15 protein-coding genes are annotated in these 19,184 nt (G+C 38.1%); 3 read left to right on the forward strand and 12 right to left on the reverse strand.

What is annotated here, in order from left to right:
* Window positions 1-30 precede the first annotated feature (30 nt).
* From AC0KUU_RS26710 to AC0KUU_RS26750, 9 genes are all read right to left on the reverse strand, one after another.
* Window positions 31-1,710, reverse strand: coding sequence for a glycerol-3-phosphate dehydrogenase/oxidase (locus tag AC0KUU_RS26710; RefSeq protein ID WP_043981690.1), 1,680 nt, complete (start codon window positions 1,708-1,710; stop codon window positions 31-33).
* 187 nt (window positions 1,711-1,897) lie between these two features.
* On the reverse strand, window positions 1,898-3,388 hold the full coding sequence (glpK, locus tag AC0KUU_RS26715; protein WP_043981689.1) for a glycerol kinase GlpK: 1,491 nt from the start codon (window positions 3,386-3,388) through the stop codon (window positions 1,898-1,900).
* Window positions 3,389-3,455: 67 nt separating this feature from the next.
* Window positions 3,456-4,283, reverse strand: coding sequence for an MIP/aquaporin family protein (locus tag AC0KUU_RS26720; protein ID WP_025752994.1), 828 nt, complete (start codon window positions 4,281-4,283; stop codon window positions 3,456-3,458).
* 178 nt (window positions 4,284-4,461) lie between these two features.
* Entirely contained in the window at window positions 4,462-5,016 is a 555-nt protein-coding gene (locus tag AC0KUU_RS26725; protein WP_043981688.1) for a glycerol-3-phosphate responsive antiterminator, read from the reverse strand.
* Window positions 5,017-5,129: 113 nt separating this feature from the next.
* Entirely contained in the window at window positions 5,130-6,668 is a 1,539-nt protein-coding gene (locus AC0KUU_RS26730; protein ID WP_013055260.1) for a carbon-nitrogen hydrolase family protein, read from the reverse strand.
* A 316-nt stretch (window positions 6,669-6,984) separates the two neighbouring features.
* Window positions 6,985-7,755, reverse strand: coding sequence for a L,D-transpeptidase (locus AC0KUU_RS26735; RefSeq protein WP_043981687.1), 771 nt, complete (start codon window positions 7,753-7,755; stop codon window positions 6,985-6,987).
* A gap of 190 nt (window positions 7,756-7,945) precedes the next feature.
* Window positions 7,946-8,740, reverse strand: coding sequence for a SurA N-terminal domain-containing protein (locus AC0KUU_RS26740; RefSeq protein ID WP_034654560.1), 795 nt, complete (start codon window positions 8,738-8,740; stop codon window positions 7,946-7,948).
* Between the two features lie 259 nt (window positions 8,741-8,999).
* Window positions 9,000-9,992 (reverse strand): Gfo/Idh/MocA family protein, encoded by a 993-nt coding sequence (locus AC0KUU_RS26745; protein WP_165575590.1) that lies wholly within the window; start codon window positions 9,990-9,992, stop codon window positions 9,000-9,002.
* Window positions 9,993-10,225: 233 nt separating this feature from the next.
* A complete protein-coding gene (locus tag AC0KUU_RS26750) occupies window positions 10,226-10,618 on the reverse strand; it encodes a YhcU family protein (protein ID WP_013081630.1) in 393 nt (130 codons plus the stop codon).
* A 154-nt stretch (window positions 10,619-10,772) separates the two neighbouring features.
* On the opposite strand from AC0KUU_RS26750, the gene AC0KUU_RS26755 reads away from it, so the two are divergent.
* Entirely contained in the window at window positions 10,773-11,684 is a 912-nt protein-coding gene (locus AC0KUU_RS26755; RefSeq protein WP_043981685.1) for an RluA family pseudouridine synthase, read from the forward strand.
* A gap of 202 nt (window positions 11,685-11,886) precedes the next feature.
* On the opposite strand, the gene AC0KUU_RS26760 is transcribed toward AC0KUU_RS26755, so the two are convergent.
* On the reverse strand, window positions 11,887-13,905 hold the full coding sequence (locus AC0KUU_RS26760) for a methyl-accepting chemotaxis protein (RefSeq protein ID WP_162215215.1): 2,019 nt from the start codon (window positions 13,903-13,905) through the stop codon (window positions 11,887-11,889).
* Between the two features lie 140 nt (window positions 13,906-14,045).
* The gene (locus tag AC0KUU_RS26765) at window positions 14,046-14,921 is read right to left on the reverse strand and encodes a cation diffusion facilitator family transporter (RefSeq protein WP_043981683.1); all 876 of its coding nucleotides are present in this window, start codon (window positions 14,919-14,921) and stop codon (window positions 14,046-14,048) included.
* Between the two features lie 332 nt (window positions 14,922-15,253).
* Between AC0KUU_RS26765 and AC0KUU_RS26770 the strand changes: the two genes are divergently transcribed.
* Together AC0KUU_RS26770 and AC0KUU_RS26775 are read left to right on the forward strand one after the other, a co-directional pair.
* The gene (locus tag AC0KUU_RS26770; RefSeq protein WP_013081626.1) at window positions 15,254-16,210 is read left to right on the forward strand and encodes an L-lactate dehydrogenase; all 957 of its coding nucleotides are present in this window, start codon (window positions 15,254-15,256) and stop codon (window positions 16,208-16,210) included.
* Window positions 16,211-16,272: 62 nt separating this feature from the next.
* A complete protein-coding gene (locus tag AC0KUU_RS26775; protein WP_043981682.1) occupies window positions 16,273-17,853 on the forward strand; it encodes a lactate permease LctP family transporter in 1,581 nt (526 codons plus the stop codon).
* Between the two features lie 95 nt (window positions 17,854-17,948).
* Here the strand turns inward: AC0KUU_RS26775 and AC0KUU_RS26780 are convergent, their stop codons facing one another.
* Window positions 17,949-18,941: a zinc-binding dehydrogenase gene (locus AC0KUU_RS26780; RefSeq protein ID WP_322552483.1), complete on the reverse strand. Its 993-nt coding sequence runs from the start codon at window positions 18,939-18,941 to the stop codon at window positions 17,949-17,951.
* Window positions 18,942-19,184: the final 243 nt, after the last annotated feature.

Consider the following 19,184-nt stretch of genomic DNA (forward strand, 5'->3'; position numbering starts at 1 on the left):
TGACAAATTTTGAGGTACTTTTTTATTTTATCATGAAATACCTGTCATACGGTTAACTTTTTCATCTACTGGTACAACTGCGTCATGAAGGTGCTGTTCTAATTCATCCGTATAAGCTTTTGTTTGCTCAGGCGTCCACTTTAACTCTTCGGCCATATGAGCAATCACTTGTTTTTTCCAGCTTCTTACCCAGTTGATATCAAAGAATAAAGCGCCCGTACGTCTAATGAAGAAGTCCACTGGTTTTGAAACCATTTCTTCTTCTATGCCATATTGAATTTGCAGAAATACACTAGCTGGAAGGTCGCTGTTTTTTAGCTGATCAGGACGTTCAATCATGTAGCGGTATACTTTATCTACGTTTGAGCCATAGCGTTTTACAAGCTTTTCAGCAGCGTCACGTGATAACCCTAGTTTGATGCCTTCTTTGACTTTTTGCTCTACAAACGTTGGGAACCCACCTGAACCGCCTACATTACCTCCAGAAATCGGTAAATGTTTAGTTTGACAGCTTTCAAATTCGCGTCCTTCTGCTTTAAAATCTTCAGCTACGCGATTTACGACAATTTCAGCCATTTTACGGTACCCAGTTAATTTCCCTCCAGCGATTGTAATTAAACCTGATTCTGATGTCCAGATTTCATCTTTACGCGAGATTTCAGAAGGATCTTTTCCTTGTTCGTGAATAAGTGGACGAACACCCGCCCAGCTTGATTCTACGTCGTCTACCGTAAGATCAACCGTTGGGAACATATAGTTAATCGCATCAATAACATATTGACGGTCTTTTACAGTCATACGCGGATGTCTAGCGTCTTCTTTATAGACCGTGTCTGTTGTGCCTACGTATGTTTTTCCATCACGCGGAATCGCAAATACCATACGTCCATCAGGTGTATCAAAATAAATGGCTTGTTTTAACGGAAAGCGTTCTTGGTCAATAACTAAGTGAATTCCTTTTGTTAATTGAAGCTGCTTGCCTTTTTTTGAATTATCTTTTTCACGCAGCGTGTCCACCCATGGACCTGCAGCGTTGACGATTTTTTTCGCATAGATATTATATTCTTTATTCGTAAGCTGATCACGAACAACCGCCCCTACTACTTTTCCTTTATCGTAGATGAAGTTTTCCACTTTTGTGTAATTGACTAAGTCTGCCCCTCTTGCTGCAGCTTCTTTAGCTACTTCAATCGTTAAACGTGCATCATCTGTTTTATATTCAACGTAGTAACCGCCGCCTTTTAAATCTTTAGATTTCACCAATGGCTCGCGGCTAAGCGTTTCTTCTGCGCTAAACATTTTGCGGCGCTCTGAGCGTTTTACACCAGCTAAAAAATCATATACGCGCAGTCCAATTGAAGTTGAGAATTTACCGAATGTTCCACCTGTATGGAAAGGTAACAGCATCCACTCCGGAGTCGTTACATGAGGGCCATTTTCATATACGATGGCACGTTCTTTACCAACTTCGGCTACCATTTTAACTTCAAACTGTTTTAAATAGCGTAGACCGCCGTGAACAAGCTTTGTTGAACGACTAGATGTTCCTGCTGCGAAATCCTGCATTTCAACTAATGCCGTTTTCATGCCTCGATGAGTCGCATCAAGTGCAATACCTGACCCAGTAATTCCCCCACCAATTACTAGTAAATCGTATTGATTTTGTGTCATGTCTACCAATTTATTCGAACGTGTTTGACTTGAAAACATACGTCATTCCCCTTTCATTTTTCAAAGATATAAAATTTTTCCAATATACAAAAAAGAGAGACCACAAATCACATATATAGTATGCCTACATATGGATCTGTGGTCTCTCCGATTCTCCAACCAATTTATTAACTTGAGTAAATTATATCATACATGCGCTTTTAATTAAAGGATTTTCATCAAATAATTACTTAAAAGCCATTGTTGCATGTACGGCTTTTTTCCAGCCGCTATATAATTCTTCACGCTTTTCTTCTTCCATACTTGGTTCGAAAGATTTTTCCATATTCCACTGCTGCGCAATTTCATCGCAATCTTTCCAGTAGCCGACCGCTAGACCCGCTAAATATGCTGCCCCAAGAGCCGTTGTTTCATTCACTTGAGGACGTTCAACCGGAACGTCTAACACATCACTTTGGAACTGCATTAAGAAATTATTCTTAACTGCTCCTCCGTCTACACGCAATGTTTTTAATGTAATTCCAGAGTCCGCTTCCATTGCACTTAATACATCTCTTGTTTGATAAGCTAGTGATTCAAGCGTTGCACGGATAAAGTGTTCTTTTTTTGTACCCCGAGTCAATCCAAACATCGCCCCCCGTACATCACTATCCCAATAAGGTGTTCCAAGTCCTACGAAAGCTGGCACAATATATACGCCGTCTGTAGACTCTACTCGCGTTGCATAGTTTTCAGTTTCAGCCGCATTTTTAAACATTCTTAAACCGTCGCGAAGCCACTGAATAGCAGATCCTGCTACAAAAATACTGCCTTCAAGCGCATATTCTACTTTGCCGTTAATCCCCCATGCTAATGTAGTTAACAAACCGTGATCGGACTTAACTGCTTTTTCACCCGTATTCATGAGCATAAAGCAGCCTGTTCCATAGGTGTTTTTCGCCATTCCTTTTTCATAGCACGCTTGACCAAATAAAGCGGCTTGCTGATCCCCGGCTGCTCCAGCAATTGGAATGTTTTTACCAAAGAAATGATAGTCTACTGTATGAGCGTATACTTCAGAAGAAGGCTTCACTTCTGGAAGCATTGATTTCGGTACCCCTAAGATGTCTAGCAGTTCATCATCCCATTTTAAATCGTAGATATTGAACATAAGCGTGCGGGATGCGTTTGAGTAATCCGTTACATGCGCCTTTCCGCCTGATAGCTTCCAAATTAACCATGTATCAATTGTTCCGAATAACAATTCACCGTTTTCTGCTTTTTCACGTGCACCTTCTACGTTATCTAAAATCCACTTCACCTTTGTTCCAGAGAAGTATGCATCAATTAATAATCCCGTTTTGTCGCGGAACGTATCGTTTAATCCTTTTGCTTTTAATTCTTCACAAATACCAGACGTTTGTCGAGATTGCCATACAATTGCATTGTACACCGGTTTCCCTGTTGCTTTTTCCCATACTACTGCTGTTTCACGCTGATTGGTAATCCCAATTCCTTCGATTTGATCCGCATGAACACCTGACTCAGATAAACAAGATGCGATAACTGCTAGGATAGATCCCCAAATTTCACTTGCATTATGCTCTACCCAACCTGGTTTTGGAAAGTACTGTGTAAACTCTTTTTGAGCTACATGTACAACTTCACCTTTTTTATTAAATAACATTGCTCGTGAGCTTGTTGTTCCTTGGTCTAAAGATAAAATAAATTTTTCCATATCAATATCCCCTATTCTCTGTATAGTGTCGTTTCTTTATTGTACATAGTTAGATGGTAAAGCGCATTCATTTTTTCGGTACTACTGCTGATTGAATCTGTGCTGCCTTTTGTTTAGAAACAGCGTAGATAACTGCTAAAACAATCAGCGCTAGACTTAAAACAACCCATAAACTGCTTGACATTTTATTTAAAAATGCCGCTTGGTAAAATACTGCCCCGATTGATCCGCCTACTAAAGGACCCACTACTGGCACCCAAGCATATTTCCAGTTCGAGCTGCCTTTGCCAGGTATGGGCAAGATAGCATGAGCAATACGAGGTCCTAAATCACGAGCAGGGTTGATGGCATAGCCTGTTGTTCCTCCTAATGATAAACCAATACTTACGATTAAAAATCCTACTACTAAAGGATTTAATCCATCTGTAAATTTATTTGCTCCAATTGCTAAGATTCCTACTACTAATACAAACGTTCCAATTGCCTCACTTAAAACGTTTGCAAATGGGTTAGCAATTGCTGGCCCCGTCGCGAATACGCCTAATTTTGTACCAGCATCTTTTGTTTCTTTCCAGTGTGGAAGATAGTGTAAATAAACAACTGTTGCGCCAAGAATGGCTCCAATAAACTGAGCTAAAATGTACACCGGTACTTGTGACCACGGAAAATCACCTGTAATAGCAAGCGCTACGGTTAACGCTGGATTTAAGTGTGCCCCACTCATATTACCAACCGCATATGCTGCCATCGCTACTGCCATTCCCCATCCCATTGTGATAACGATCCATCCTGAATTAGCAGCAAACGATTTTTTTAAATTGACGCCCGCACATACACCAGCGCCAAGGATAATTAAAATCATTGTTCCAATTATTTCTCCTAAGAATGCTTGCATATAAATAACCTCCCCTTTGTATGAAAACGATTAAAATAACAAGAAAATAAGAAAATCCACAATACATCCCCCTAATAAAATCATTAAAAGGCTATACTGTGGATCTCCTATTCTCCCTCACATCTATTAACTTATCTAGAAGTTTACTAGATGGTGAAAGCGTTGTCAAACAGTTTTTTTAAGTTGAAATACTCCACAGTTCTCTATTTGATGTTGTAACAGCAGAAGCCCCGGCTCCTAAAGCATTCAGCACTTCTTTTTCGGTTCGTATTAAACCTCCAGCTAACACTGGAATGCCTGTTTCAGCTTTGACTTCTTGGATTAAAGTGGGCACAATTCCAGGAAGAAGCTCAATATAATCGGGTTTTACTTTCTTCATTAACTCGTAGCTTTTCTTCAAAGCCGTGCTGTCTAATAAAAAGACCCGTTGAATGGCATAAATCCCTCTTTGTTTAGCTTTTAAAATGACGTTTGTTCTTGTCGAAATAATCCCCGCAGGCTTAAACTCCTGACACAAAAAATCAACCGCATATTCATCGTGCTTTAAGCCATGAATTAAATCTAAATGAATGATTAGTTTCTTTTCATGCTTATGGACCTCTTTCATAATTCCTTTTAGCATGCCCACTTGATTGTCTAAAAGAACTCCGTACTCATAATTACTTACTAAAAATTTTTCCAATTGCTTCATATCTCGAACAGCGGGTAATACCGATTGTCCATGAAAACTCATGTTTTCCCCTCTTTTCCATGGTTAGTCCACAAAATTCATTGTAATAGTTTTTATTATGGCAAAAGTTGAAATAAAAAACACCATGCATTTGCATGATGTTTTTAGAAACTTCGTTATTTTTTATATTTAATATTGTAAACGTCGTGGCGTCGGTCTTTTAATTGACGAACCGTTCCCGATTGACGCTGGCGGCGAAGAATTTCTAAATCTACGTCTCCAATAACTACCATTTCAATATTAGGATTACATTCTCCTACAATGCCGTCTCGTGCAAATTCAAAGTCAGACGGTGCAAAAATAGCGGACTGAGCATACTGAATATCCATGTTTTCTGTTTCAGGCAGGTTTCCAACTGTACCTGCGATAACCGTATAAATTTGGTTTTCGATCGCGCGCGCCTGAGAGCAGTATCTTACGCGCAAATAGCCTTGACGGTCTTCCGTACAGAATGGTGTAAAAATAATATTTGCACCTTTATCGGTAGCAATACGAGCAAGCTCCGGAAATTCGATGTCATAGCAAATTTGGATCGCAATTTTACCGCAATCTGTATCAAACACTTCAACTTTGTCTCCTGGGCTAATTCCCCACCATTTTCTTTCATTAGGTGTAATATGCACTTTGTACTGCTTTTCAATTGTTCCATCTCGGCGGAATAGATAGGCAATATTAAAAATATCTCCATTATCTTCTTCAACGAAGTGGGATCCTCCAATAATATTTACGTTATATTTAACCGCTAAATTAGTGAATAGTTCAATGTACTCTTCCGTATATTCTGCTACGCGCTGAACCGCTTTGCTTGGAATCTTTTCATTCAAGAAAGACATTAGCTGAGTTGTGAAAATTTCCGGGAATACGCAGAAGTCGGCTTTTGCGTCATAAGCAACATCTGTATAATATTCTACCTGTGTTGCAAACTCTTCAAATGAATTGATCTGTTTCATCATATACTGAACAACACAAATACGCACTGGGAATGACGTTTTAAAATGGCGTTTTGAACGGCGAACATAATCTACGTTGTTCCATTCCATCAGCGTTGCATACTTATTAGAAGCTAGATCATCAGGAAGATAACCAGGGTTTATACGCATAAGCGTAAATCCGTTCATTAGCTGAAAAGATAGGACTGGATCATAAATTTTATGATGAATAACTTGCTCTACATATTCTCTAGGCGACATTTCAGCTGAATGCTTATGGTAATTAGGAATTCTTCCTCCGATAATGATACTTTTCAGGTTCAATTCACGTGCTAAATCTTTACGCGCTTCATACAAGCGGCGGCCTATTTTCATGCCGCGATACTTTGGATGAACCATTACTTCAATTCCATACAGATTGTAGCCTTCGGGGTTATGATTTGTAATGTATCCTTCGTCTGTAATATCGTCCCACGTATGCTGATCATCGTACTCATCAAAGTTCACAATCAAGCTTGAACAAGATCCGATAATTTCCCCGTCGTACTCTGCACATATTTGTCCTTCTGGAAAAATGGCCAGGTGACTTTCAAGCTGTTCTTTTTTCCACGGATCCATTCCCGGGAATGATAGCTTTTGAAGTGCTAAAATTTCATCTATATCGTCCGGTTTGATGTTACGAATAATCATTTTTTTCTCGAATTTTGATAAATCTATTGTAGACATACGTTAAAACAACCCTTTCTCTCTCTTCATTAGGCAATTAGTTTCCCTGTTTTTTATTATAATAAACATTATTAAAAATTCAAAAAATGAGGTTGAGACATAACGAAATAAATCCAATCTAAAGACGAACAAATTGATGCATTAGCTCGTATAAATAGCTTGTGACACCGCTATTGATTTCCGTGCAACTGCTAGAAGGAACAGAACAGATGAAACCTACGTTCACCATAATAAAAAAACGAACCATGAATCAAAATATTTGATTCATGGTTCGTTTTTTACTTAGGCTAAAATACTTTTGTCCCAGCCTCATTTTCTATTTGCAAATATCTAATTTTATGGATGTTTTTTTAGTAGGATAATTTTCAATAAACCCTGGTCCTAAAGAAACTTTAATACCATCTATTTTATATACATTATAGCGTTCACCGCGATTTAACGTACGAATCTTTACCCATTTTCCTTTTTCTTCTTTTAACAAAACCATCGGTGATTCAATCGTTACAAAACCAATTTGGCCTTTTGAAAGCTTTTTCGTTTTACAAAGGTTCTGGGCGACTGGAGCACTGCTTACTTTGTATTTGTTTTTAACAGCGATTGAATCAAAACCTTGAGAATGAAATTGACCAATAACCACTTTTGTACCGGTTTGAACGCGGTCAAACAGCCAGCGTACCTCTTCATCATACATACGAATGCACCCTGAACTTGCGTAAGTTCCGATAGAACTTGGATTATTATTTCCATGAATAGCATACGTTGTTCCATATGTTCCGCGCGCATTTAATCCTAGCCAGCGATCACCTAGCGGATTCCTAGGATCTCCTCCCCGAATGTTGTCTTTATAATAAGGCCGATTTTTAATTTTATTCACAATGCTGAAGGTACCCTCTGGTGTATAACTCATCTGCCTGCCTGTCGCAACTTTGAACGTCTTTACTAATTTTCCTCCATCATAAAAAGCAAGGGTGTTAGTAGATTTATTAATAATAATAAGTTGATTTGACGCCGCAGACGCATTGCCTGTCAGGCCCATCCCCGCGAGTAAAAAAACAAGCCCAACAAAAAAAACAGCCACCTTTTTCATTTATCGACTCCCCCAATTTCTCTTATATCTATATAAGAAAAGTATAGGATGAAAGTCAAACCATCAGAACACTTTTTATCTTATAAGTCAAAATACAATAAAATCTTTCACGCACCCCTTTTTACTGACAAGAAGCAATAAATGTACATAACAAAAAAACGGCCCTTTAAAGGGACGTTTTTTTTTGTATTTAAAGCTTCACTTCAACTTTTGCATTTTTCTTAAGTTCTTCAACTTTTTTCTCTAATGCTTCTTGTTTCTTTTGTTGTTCAAGCTGCTGCTTAATTTGTGGCTTTACGTCTTCAAGCTTTGGCATTTGAGATTGTTCTTTACCGCCGCTTGCTTGACTTTGGCTTTGTTTTGCAAATTGATCGTAATAATCTTGAATTTCTTTATCTGTTACTTCTGGTGTTTGGATGTCTTTATCTACGTACTGCTGATATTTAATGCTGTCAGCCAGCTCAGACTTTAATTGTGATTGAGTTAGTCCTGCATCTTTTAAAGCCGCTTTAAACTGTTTATCTGTTTTGAACTGCTTTTTCGTTTCTTTTAACTTTTTATTTACTTCTTCATCAGTTGCTTTATAGCCTTTGTTTTCAGCTTCTTGCAATAGCAGCGTTTGACCTACTAAATTGTCAATTGTTTGCTGCTTTACTTGTTTAGCTGCTTCTTTAGATGTTGGGTCTTGTCCCATTTGTTGATATTGGGCTTGTGATGAAGATAATGCCGCATTATATTCTTCACCAGAAACTTTTTTACCGTTTACAACCGCTACGGTTTTCTTCTCATCTACTTTTTGTTTATCTAATTTCTTCTGCATTTCTTTTGCTTGCTTTTCCTGCTTTTCCTGAGCCTCTTTTTGCTTCTCAGTTTGTGCAGTTTTCTGATCATCACTTTTTGATTGCTTTGCATCATCGTTTGAACCGCATGCTGTTAAAGCTGCAGCAATTACCCCAATGAGCAATGTATACATCAGTTTTTTCATGATTAATCTCCTTTCATAATCCCAAACGATTATTAGCTATTCGAAAAAATCATCTAGGGGGCATTGTATATGATATAGGCGTAAAAAGAAACCATTTAGTCTAATTTTAAACATATGTAATAAGATTGAAACGTTCTGTAATCTTATGAAAGGTAAACAATTTCGTTTATACGACTTGTCTAATCATAACATTATTTAGTATGTTTTACATAATTTGCAGAAATTTATTCATCGTACATTCTTTTCTTTAAAGCTTTCTTTACATTAAAGATGACAGTATTTGATCACATAATTTCATGGTTTTTACATTGTCACTTCCACTGGAAAGAAGTTCTTTATTACTTGTACAACACTCAATGAAATGAGCCATCTCTCCAACAAATCCACGAAGGTAAAGATCTCGATATGCTCCTGACATTGGAGAAGCAGAAGGTGTAAACACACGGTCGCTTTCTTTTAATGACTTCCATGGTAAATCATCAAAAGTCTGAGATTCGTGAATAGTCAATGCGTTTACTTCATCAGCAAAAGCAAAGCCATTGTCAAATGTCACTAATAAGTTTTCGCTTTCGCGAGACCACGCTGTCATGCCAGTAAAATACAGGCTCCCTACAGTGCCATTTTCAAACTTCAGCGAAATACTATTTGAAATATACTCACCATGATTATTTCTGAACCCTGCCACGTGAACGACTTCGCCGAACAAGTGACGGACAAGATCAACAATATGTATGGCAGCAAGCTTCATAAACTGCTCTTCATCTTTACAAAAAGGGGTACTGTCTACAGCAAACCTCGCTTGAAATGAACGGACGTTTCCAAGTTTTCCTTCTTCAATGAGCTCTTTTAGTTTTATATAGCAAGGTGCATAGCGCTTCATAAAACCTACCATTACTTTTACGCCAGCTTCCCTAGCAGCATCTGAAATCTCTTTTGCTTCCCTTTCATTCAGCCCCAAAGGCTTTTCCACATAAACATTTTTTCCCGCTCGAATGCAATCAAGCACCAAAGCAGGATGATCTTCAGGCTGTGCCACAACTACTACTCCGTCGCACTTTTCCTGCTTCAGCATTTCCTTATAATCATCGTATGGCGTACCGCTGCTACCAAATCGCTGAAGAGCAGCTTTTGATCTTTCCATACTGCGTGTGGAAATTGCTTTAATTTCTGCTCCCGCTTCAATAACGGACGGATAAATGTTCGTTGATGCGTGAAAGCCTGCACCGATAAAACATAATTTTGCTTTTGTCATGTTTTCGCTCCTATTTGTTTTTTGTGATGGATTTATACAAGTTTGACCATATCACAAGCTCTTTTTGAATGTCCAATTGAAATCTGAAATATACCAATAAAAAGAAATAAGTTGAGACACAACTAAATGAATCCTACGTTTACCATAACAAAAAAACGAACCACTAATCAAAAATCTCGATCAATGGTTCGTTCTTCACTTCGTCTAAAATGCTTTTGTCCCAGCCTCTTTCTTTAATTTATGTATGAATTATAAAACGATTCATACGAATACGTAATCAAATTGTTTTCTTTTGCAAAACACTCAATGGAAACAGGAAATAAGAACCCGTATTTTTTTAAAATTGCAATATTTTTTTCGAATTGCTCGCAGTCGCTTTCTTCAATCGGCCGGTGTTGAATCGCTTCAATCACGGCAATTATTGTCTGAAGGCTACTAATGACTTGCAATGCTTCATCGAGTAAGCCATTATATAAATGGTCTGTACAATAATCTGGGTTTAATAATTCATCAGGATTAAGCTTATCTACAGATACATACCGAGGTAACAAGTCATAGCGAAGCTGTTCAGTCAACTCTTCTATGTAATTCTCCATTTCTGGCGGAGCTGCTTGGGCAATTTTCATGGTTACCCCCCCTTTTTCTCTTAACTTATGTCTCTTTATTTAGCATAACATAAACATAAAACGAGAACTTCAGGTAGTTATTTCCTCCTAATTATTTACAAGTTCTTTTAAAAGATTAAAGGATATTTACTAGTATGTAAGGAAGGGATTAAATATGAGTATACACGGCCAATGGCTAGAAGATAAAATCGCAAAAAATGATGCAGGGCAAACAATTGAAGAGTATTTAAAAACGAAATGGCGGATTCCTAAAAAAACGCTGCATCAGTTTCGGATGAAGAAAAATGTGCTTATAAACGGTGAGCCTTTACCATGGAGAAACACTCTTAAGGAACATGATAAAATGTCACTTCCTTTTTTTGAAGCAGAGCCTAATGAAATAACACCTTACAATGTTGATATAGAGATTTTGTTTGAAGATGAGCACGTACTAATCGTAAACAAACCCATAAACCTAGATACTCATCCTTCATCAGAACAAGACCAAAAAACTCTTTTAAACGCTGTAGCTGCTTATTTTCAAAAAATAGGCCTCAAAACAAAGCCTAGACACGTTCACCGTTTGGACAGCGATACATCAGGTGCTATCTTATTCACGAAGCATTTTGTAGCAAGCTCCGTGTTTGATCAGCTGCTGGCTGAACGTAAAATTAATCGGACTTATATTGCCCTCGTCCAAGGAATCATAAAAAAAGAGGACGGAATCATCAATGAACCCATTGGACGTGATCGTCATCACGCTACAAGAAGACGAGTATCTAGAACGGGACAAGCTGCCAAAACACGTTATCGGGTGTTAAAACGCAATACGGCAAAAAACGAAACGCTTATTGAACTTTCGCTCGAAACTGGACGCACTCACCAAATTCGTGTTCATATGAGTCACATCAACTATCCATTACTTGGTGATACTCTTTATGGAGGAAAGAGATTAAAAGAGCAGCAGCAAGCTTTACATGCCATTAAGCTTTCTTTTATACATCCGTTTACACATCAGCGCGTCTCAGCTGTTGCACCTCTAACTCAGCAAGTCTTTTTGCCTTACAGCAAGTTGCTTTCCTATTAAATATAAAAGAGAGGTTAAGACACAACCAGCTAAGGGCAAACAAATAGAAGAAGTGCGCTGAACCGCTTGAGATACCTACATGAAACCTGCGTTCACCATATCAATAAAAAAATCCGAACGAGTTGAATTCTTTATCAAGAATCTCAATTCATCGTTCGGATTTTCCTTTAACTAAAATACTTTTGTCCTAGCCTCTTTTTTTCTATTGAATTTTAAATTGACGAATCAAGTTCGCCAATTCTTCACTAATCTCTTGCAGATGTTCCGCTGATTGAGAAACAGTAGAAATAGCTCTAATTTGTTCTTCTGTGGAAGCGGTAATCTCTTCAGTTCCTGCTGCTGATTGCTGTGCAATGGCTGCTATGCTTTGAATTGCCGCTACCACGTCTTCCTTATGCTCATCGATACTGTCCATGCTGCTTGTCACATGTTCGACAGCCGCCGCCACTTGTTCAATCGTAGTTGCAATTTCATGAAAAGCTCGTTCTGTATCTCCTACCACAAAGTCTTGAGACTTTGAAAGCTCTTCTGTACGGTTGCATTCTTCACGCGCAGCAGCGACTTCACCTTGAATCGCTGCAATCGTATGGCGAACTTGTTCAGTGGCCTGAGAGGACTGTTCAGCAAGTTTTCGCACTTCTTCAGCTACTACCGCAAATCCTTTGCCATGTTCTCCTGCACGAGCTGCTTCAATACTAGCATTTAATGCAAGTAAATTTGTCTGATCTGAAATACTATTAATCGTGAAAATAATAGATTCAATTTTTTTCATCTTATTTGTTAACTCTTCCATTACAGCTTGAACAGCGTGAATCGTTTGAGACGATTCAGTGGTTTGGTTGCGAAGGAGCTGCATCTGTTTTAAACCTTTTTCATTGATGCTTACAGCTTCAATCGTCATTTTATTAATCTGTGCATTTTGTTCAATGACTTCTTCAATTTGCGAAGATAAACTCATCGTTTTATGATTAGTAGAGTCAGCGTCAGAAGCTTGCTGCGTGGCACCGCTGGCAATCTCATGGATAGCCCGGCCGATTTCCTCACTGGATGCAGTTGCTTCTTCAGATACGGCACTCAAGTCTTCAACAGACGTTTTTACTGTCTCAACAGACGTCTGAACCGTGCCAATCAATGTTTTCATTTTGACTACCATATCATTAAATAAATGAGTAAGCTCACCAATTTCATCTTTTGACTTCGTCTTCACCTGAACCGTTAAATCGCCAGCTGTTACTTTGGCTACTTCATTTTTCAAGCGGCGAATTGGATTAGTAATAATTCTTGAGAAAAAGATGGTTAACACCACTGATAATAAGATTCCAATTAACGCAATCCAGACAATAACAGTCAGTAAATGATGAGCGCTTGAGAGCATTTCATTATAAATAAAGGCATTTCCTATCTTCCAATTCGTCCCTTCGAGAGTATCATATGCCATGACTCTCTCTTCACCTTGAAAGGTATACTTCATGAAATCTCTATTCCGGTCTGCTTCGTACATTTTTTTCATAAATGGCTGATTCATCAAATTTTTCCCAGCTTCTGTTGGATGAACGAGCGCTGTGCCATTTTGATCAAATAAAAATGCATACCCACCGTGATTTACTTCTGCTTTACCTACAATGTTTTTTAATGCATCTAAGTCTAAATCAGTAGCTATAACGCCCAGTACATTTTTAGTATCTGGATCTAAAATAGCCTTTGCAATTGTCACGACCGTCTTTTTTGTTGCTGCATCTTCATATGGATCCGTATAAACAACATCATTAGGTGATTCTACTGCTTGTTTGTACCATACCCTTGAAGTCGGATCATAGTTTGAACCAAACTCTTGTTTGGGAACAGAATACATTCCTTTATTTTGAGTGCCTATGTATTCAAGTGCTAGGTTTGGATACTTTTCTTTAAACTGCGTAAACTCTTTTTGAACTGTGTTCCATGTAAAATACGGATTTTTCTCTTGGTTTGTTTGATCTCCTTCCTGCTTAACAAAATTAACAATTACATCGTTTTCACTATACGTCAGCAAAGAACGACTATACATGTCTAAGTATGTATGAATGGTTTCTTTTAACTCTTTCACTTGACTTTGAGACTGAACTTCTACATCTTTTTCTATTTGCGTTTTGGTAAATTGATAAACAGCCCCTGAAACAACTAATAATAAAATAGCTATAAAAATACTAAAAAATACTACGAGCTTTGCACTTAACCTCTTCATTCCCTCACCCTTCTACAAAAATCTTTATATTACTAATAACGGCTTTTCATTTTCATTTTTGAAGAAGTTTTTGTGATTTATTTCAAATTCCCGCAAAATAAAACCAGCGCATCCTTTCATAACGAAAGAACGTGCTGGTCTTATTTTTGCTTTTCGTATGCATCAGGTTCAATATGAACAAGCGTATCTTTAATTTGATGCTCATCGTTCATCATATGTTCAATTTGATCGGCAATTTCATGGCTTTTGATAACATTTAAATGGGGATCTACTTTAACAGTTACATCAATCACGACTTGATTACCAAGCTTGCGCGCTTTCACATCTTCTACTTCTTTTACACCTTCTACAAGCTCGATGCTTTCTTTGTAGTGCCCTAACTTTTCTTCATCAAATCCGTCCGTTAAGGAATGAGCCGCTTCTTTAAAAATCTCAATGGCTGTTTTACAAATAATAATTCCCACAGCAAAAGCAGCTACCACATCCAGCCATGGCAAGCCGAATTGTGAGCCGAAAATTCCCACAACAGCCCCTATACTCACAAGTGCATCAGACAAATTATCTTTAGCAACCGCATATAAAGACTGGCTATCAAGTTTTTTAGCAAGCTTAATATTATATCGGTAAACACCACCCATAATAGCAGCCGCTCCAAGACCTACCCAAGCAGCCAGTAAATTAGGAGCTTCAGATTTGTCCATAAATAATGACTGACCCGCATCAACCAATACTTCTAGTCCGATGACCATCATGATAAAAGAAGCAATAAGTGAAGAAATATGTTCCGCTCTGGAATGTCCATAGGGATGATCATTATCACGAGGTTTTTTAGAGATTTTTAAGCCGACCAAGACGGCAATCGATGCAATAATATCTGTAACATTATTAAGACCGTCGGCTTTTAATGCAGAGGAAGCGGTGACACCCGCAATGATAAGTTTACATGTTGATAAAAAGATATATGATAAGATACTAACCCAAGCGCCTTTTTGGGCTTGCTCATAGTAGTTCTCCATCCCTTCCACTCCTTTATTCAAAATAAGCAAACTTAGTGTAACAAATGGATTTCGTGTGGGTCTATAGAAACATTATTGGCTGCTAACATACAAATAGAGAATGTTAAACTCTTTAGCTTTCTGCAAAACAAGTTGCCTTTACTCAACACTTTAAACGTTTAAGATCTTTCTAAATGTGGCACTTCATGTAGAAGGACATTTTTTAAAATCGCCCTGTAAAATTGTTTACTATTTTTTAAAGGGTGTGATTTTTATCACAGCTGAAGCAATTTATTCTTGTTACACTAACATTGTGAAAAACATCACAAAATAAAATTCAAAGGATGATACAAATGAAAACACAATTCACACCAAAAACACGAAAAGTTGCTGTTATCGGAACTGGTTTTGTTGGCTCAAGCTACGCTTTTTCAATGGTGAATCAAGGTATTGCCAATGAATTAGTGTTAATCGATATGAACAAAGAAAAAGCAGAAGGTGAAGCACGTGATATCAATCATGGAATGCCATTTGCCACACCGATGAAAATCTGGGCTGGAGATTATAAAGACTGTGCTGACGCTGATTTAGTAGTTATTACAGCGGGCGCTAATCAAGCTCCAGGGGAAACACGCTTAGATCTAGTTGAAAAAAACGTTAAAATTTTTGAATGCATTGTAAAAGATATTATGAACAGCGGATTTGACGGCATCATTTTAGTGGCAACAAATCCAGTTGATATTCTCGCACATGTTACACAAAAAGTATCAGGATTACCAAACGAACGGGTAATTGGTTCAGGAACGATTCTTGACACAGCTCGCTTCCGCTACTTGTTAAGCGACTATTTCGAAGTAGATTCTCGCAACGTCCACGCTTATATTATGGGGGAACATGGAGATACGGAATTTCCTGTTTGGAGCCACGCGCAAATTGGCGGTGTGAAGCTCGAACATTTTATCAATACTGCCGCTATTGAAAAAGAACCGGATATGCAGCATCTATTCGAACAAACCCGCGATGCGGCTTACCATATTATTAATCGAAAAGGAGCGACTTATTACGGAATTGCAATGGGGCTTGTACGCATTACCAAGGCTATTTTAGATGATGAAAATTCTATTTTAACAGTATCTGCTTTATTAGAAGGACAATATGGTATTTCTGATGTGTATATCGGCGTACCAGCTATCATTAATAAAAACGGCGTGCGTCAAATTATTGAATTGAATTTAACCCCTCACGAACAGCAGCAGCTCGAGCACTCTGCTAGCATACTTAAGCAAACTCGCGACAGAGCTTTTGTGTAACATCTAAAGATTTTTGCGGGGGACTCCCCCGCTCCCTTGTTTTAAATATGTAGTAGAGGTGTATGAATATGACGTGGACTCAGGTATATAATCCGTTAGATAATATTTGGCTTTCTGCACTAATTGCACTCATCCCCATTATCTTTTTCTTTATTGCTTTAACTCTTTTGAAATTAAAAGGACATATTGCTGCTGGTATTACGGTGCTTCTTTCTATGATTATTGCTATTTATTTTTATGATATGCCTGCCTCAATGATCTTAGGAGCCACAGGCTATGGGTTTCTGTATGCACTTTGGCCCATCAGCTATATTATTATCGGAGCGGTGTTCTTATACAAGCTAACTGTCAAAAGCGGACAGTTTACTACCATCAGACAATCTATTATTTCAATAACGGATGACCCCCGCTTGCAAATGCTGCTTGTTGCTTTTTCCTTTAATGCTTTTTTAGAAGGGGCAGCGGGATTTGGAGCTCCAATCGCCATTACAGCAGCGCTTCTAGTTGGACTTGGGTTCAAACCATTAAAAGCAGCGGCGCTATGTTTAATTGCTAATACAGCTTCAGGAGCGTTTGGCGCCATGGGGATTCCTGTTATTGTCGCAGGACAAGTATCTGGCATAGATCCAAAAGAAATTGCTCATTTTCTTGGCACGCAGCTTCCGATTATTTCTTTTCTTATCCCTTTTTTACTTGTCTTTATTATGGATGGGATAAAAGGATTAAAAGACGTATGGAAAGCAACGAGCATCACAGCCGTTTCCTATGCACTGACACAGTATTTAACTGTTACATACATCGGCCCTGAACTTCCAAATATCACATCTTCTATTGTGAGTTTACTTGCTCTTGCTTTTTATATTAAACGAACAAGCCCGGCAGCAGCTAAAAGCTTCAGCCTGTCACCAAAACAGATTTTAAAGGCTTGGTCTCCTTTTATTCTATTAACGATACTCGTTACGGCTTGGAGCATTTCTTTTGTCAAAAAAATGCTTGAACATATGAACCTGCTTATTAACGTCCCATTTTTACACAATCACGTAATTAAAGCAGCGCCTTTAGTAAAAGATCCTACGCCTTACGCTGCTATCTTAAAAATAGACGTATTTGCAGCAACAGGTACAGCAATTCTTATTGCTTGTATCCTTTCAGTTTTCTTACTTAACGTATCGCCAAAAGTGGCATGGACCACTCTTTTAGAAACCGTAAAAGAATTATCAAGACCTATTATTACTATTATGATGGTCATTGCTTTTGCTTTTATTTCAAATTATTCAGGACAGTCTTCTACACTTGGATTGGCGCTCGCTACATCAGCCGCTTATTTTCCATTTTTATCTCCATTTCTTGGCTGGATCGGCGTATTTCTAACGGGGTCTGTCGTATCAAATAATGCGCTGTTCGGCAACTTGCAGCTAACTACAGCTCAGCAAATTAATGTCTTGCCAGTTATTCTCGTAGCGGCCAATACTGCCGGCGGCGTGATGGCTAAAATGCTTTCTCCTCAATCAATTGCCGTCGCTGCCGGAGCAGTGGGACTGGCTGGAAAAGAAGGTGAACTGTTTAAATACACGCTCAAATACAGCATGGGATTTTTGATACTAGGAGGGTTGGTTACTTTTTTATTGGCTTGGTGGTTATGATAAAAAGCGCTAAAAAGCTGTTATTACCGTGTTTCTTTCATTTAAACAAACGTTTGATTATATAAAAAAGTCCCCAGTTAGCGCTGGGGGTTTTTTTATTCCGAAATAAGTAAACCTATGTTGCCAAATTGTTTCCCTTTATCTAATCGTTCGCAGGCTGCAACTGCCTCTGACAGCGGATAGAATTGATCGACGATTGGTTTAATTTGATGTTTCTCTATAAAATCCATCATGTCCACGAATTCTTCCTGACTTCCCATAGACGTACCAAGTATGTTGAATTGAGGATAAAAAATGGTTCTTAGAGGTAGTTCAACTTCATTTCCAGAACTTGCACCAAAATTAACAATTCTTCCATTTGGCTTTAATATTTCAAAATAAGCAGGAAATAAAGCTGCCCCCACACTATCAAGTATGATATCTACTTTTCTATTGTTGGTTTCTTCTTTTAGGTTGCTTCCGCTATCTAATGCATAATTCGCTCCATGCTTTAGAGCTTGCTTTCTTTTTTCACCACTTCTAGAAGTGACTGTTACGTTAGCTCCGATAGCTTTTGCGAATAACAATCCATAGGTCGCGACTCCGCTTCCTATACCGGGAATAAGGAGGTGCTCTCCTTTTTTTAATTGGCCTTTTGTAAATAGAGCTCTATAAGCAGTTAAAGCGGATAATGAAAGAACTCCCGCCTGTTTCCAAGATAGATAAGATGGCTTTTGTACAACGTTATTCGCTTGTATGATTACATACTCTGCAAATGTTCCATGTGATGGACCGCCTAAAATTTTAGGTGTAAGTGGAACGTGTTCTACACAATCCCACTCTAGACTTGGATTAATAATTACTTCCATTCCTTTTTTTAAACCTTTTACGCCTTCTCCCAATTCTTCTATAATGCCTGCACCGTCTGAACCGGGGATAAACGGCTTATCTCCTTTGCCTCGATTATTCATAACGAATAAATCTCTCCGGTTTAAACCTGCTGTTTTTAGTCTTACTTTTACTTCTCCTCTTTCAGGGAGCATCTCCTGAAGATTTCTGTACTTCATGCCTGCTATTCCACTTTTTTCACTATGTATAATACCTTTCATCATTTCGCCTCCTTTTAATCTACTCTACTAAAAACCTCAAAACCCAAAAAGAAATATGCCTAAAAAAGGAAAACAAACTTTTAGAATCGATCTTTCACTGTTTTATCTTTATTTTTCTGTATCGTAAAGGTATTAAGCTTCTTTTATTACATTTTTGTTACAAACAATCTTTTTTTGAAAAAAAGATTAAAAAGTAGAAAGAAACGCCTGAAAACGTTGATAAATCAACCTTTAACTGGTAAT

This window comes from Priestia sp. ST2, assembly GCF_055810735.1.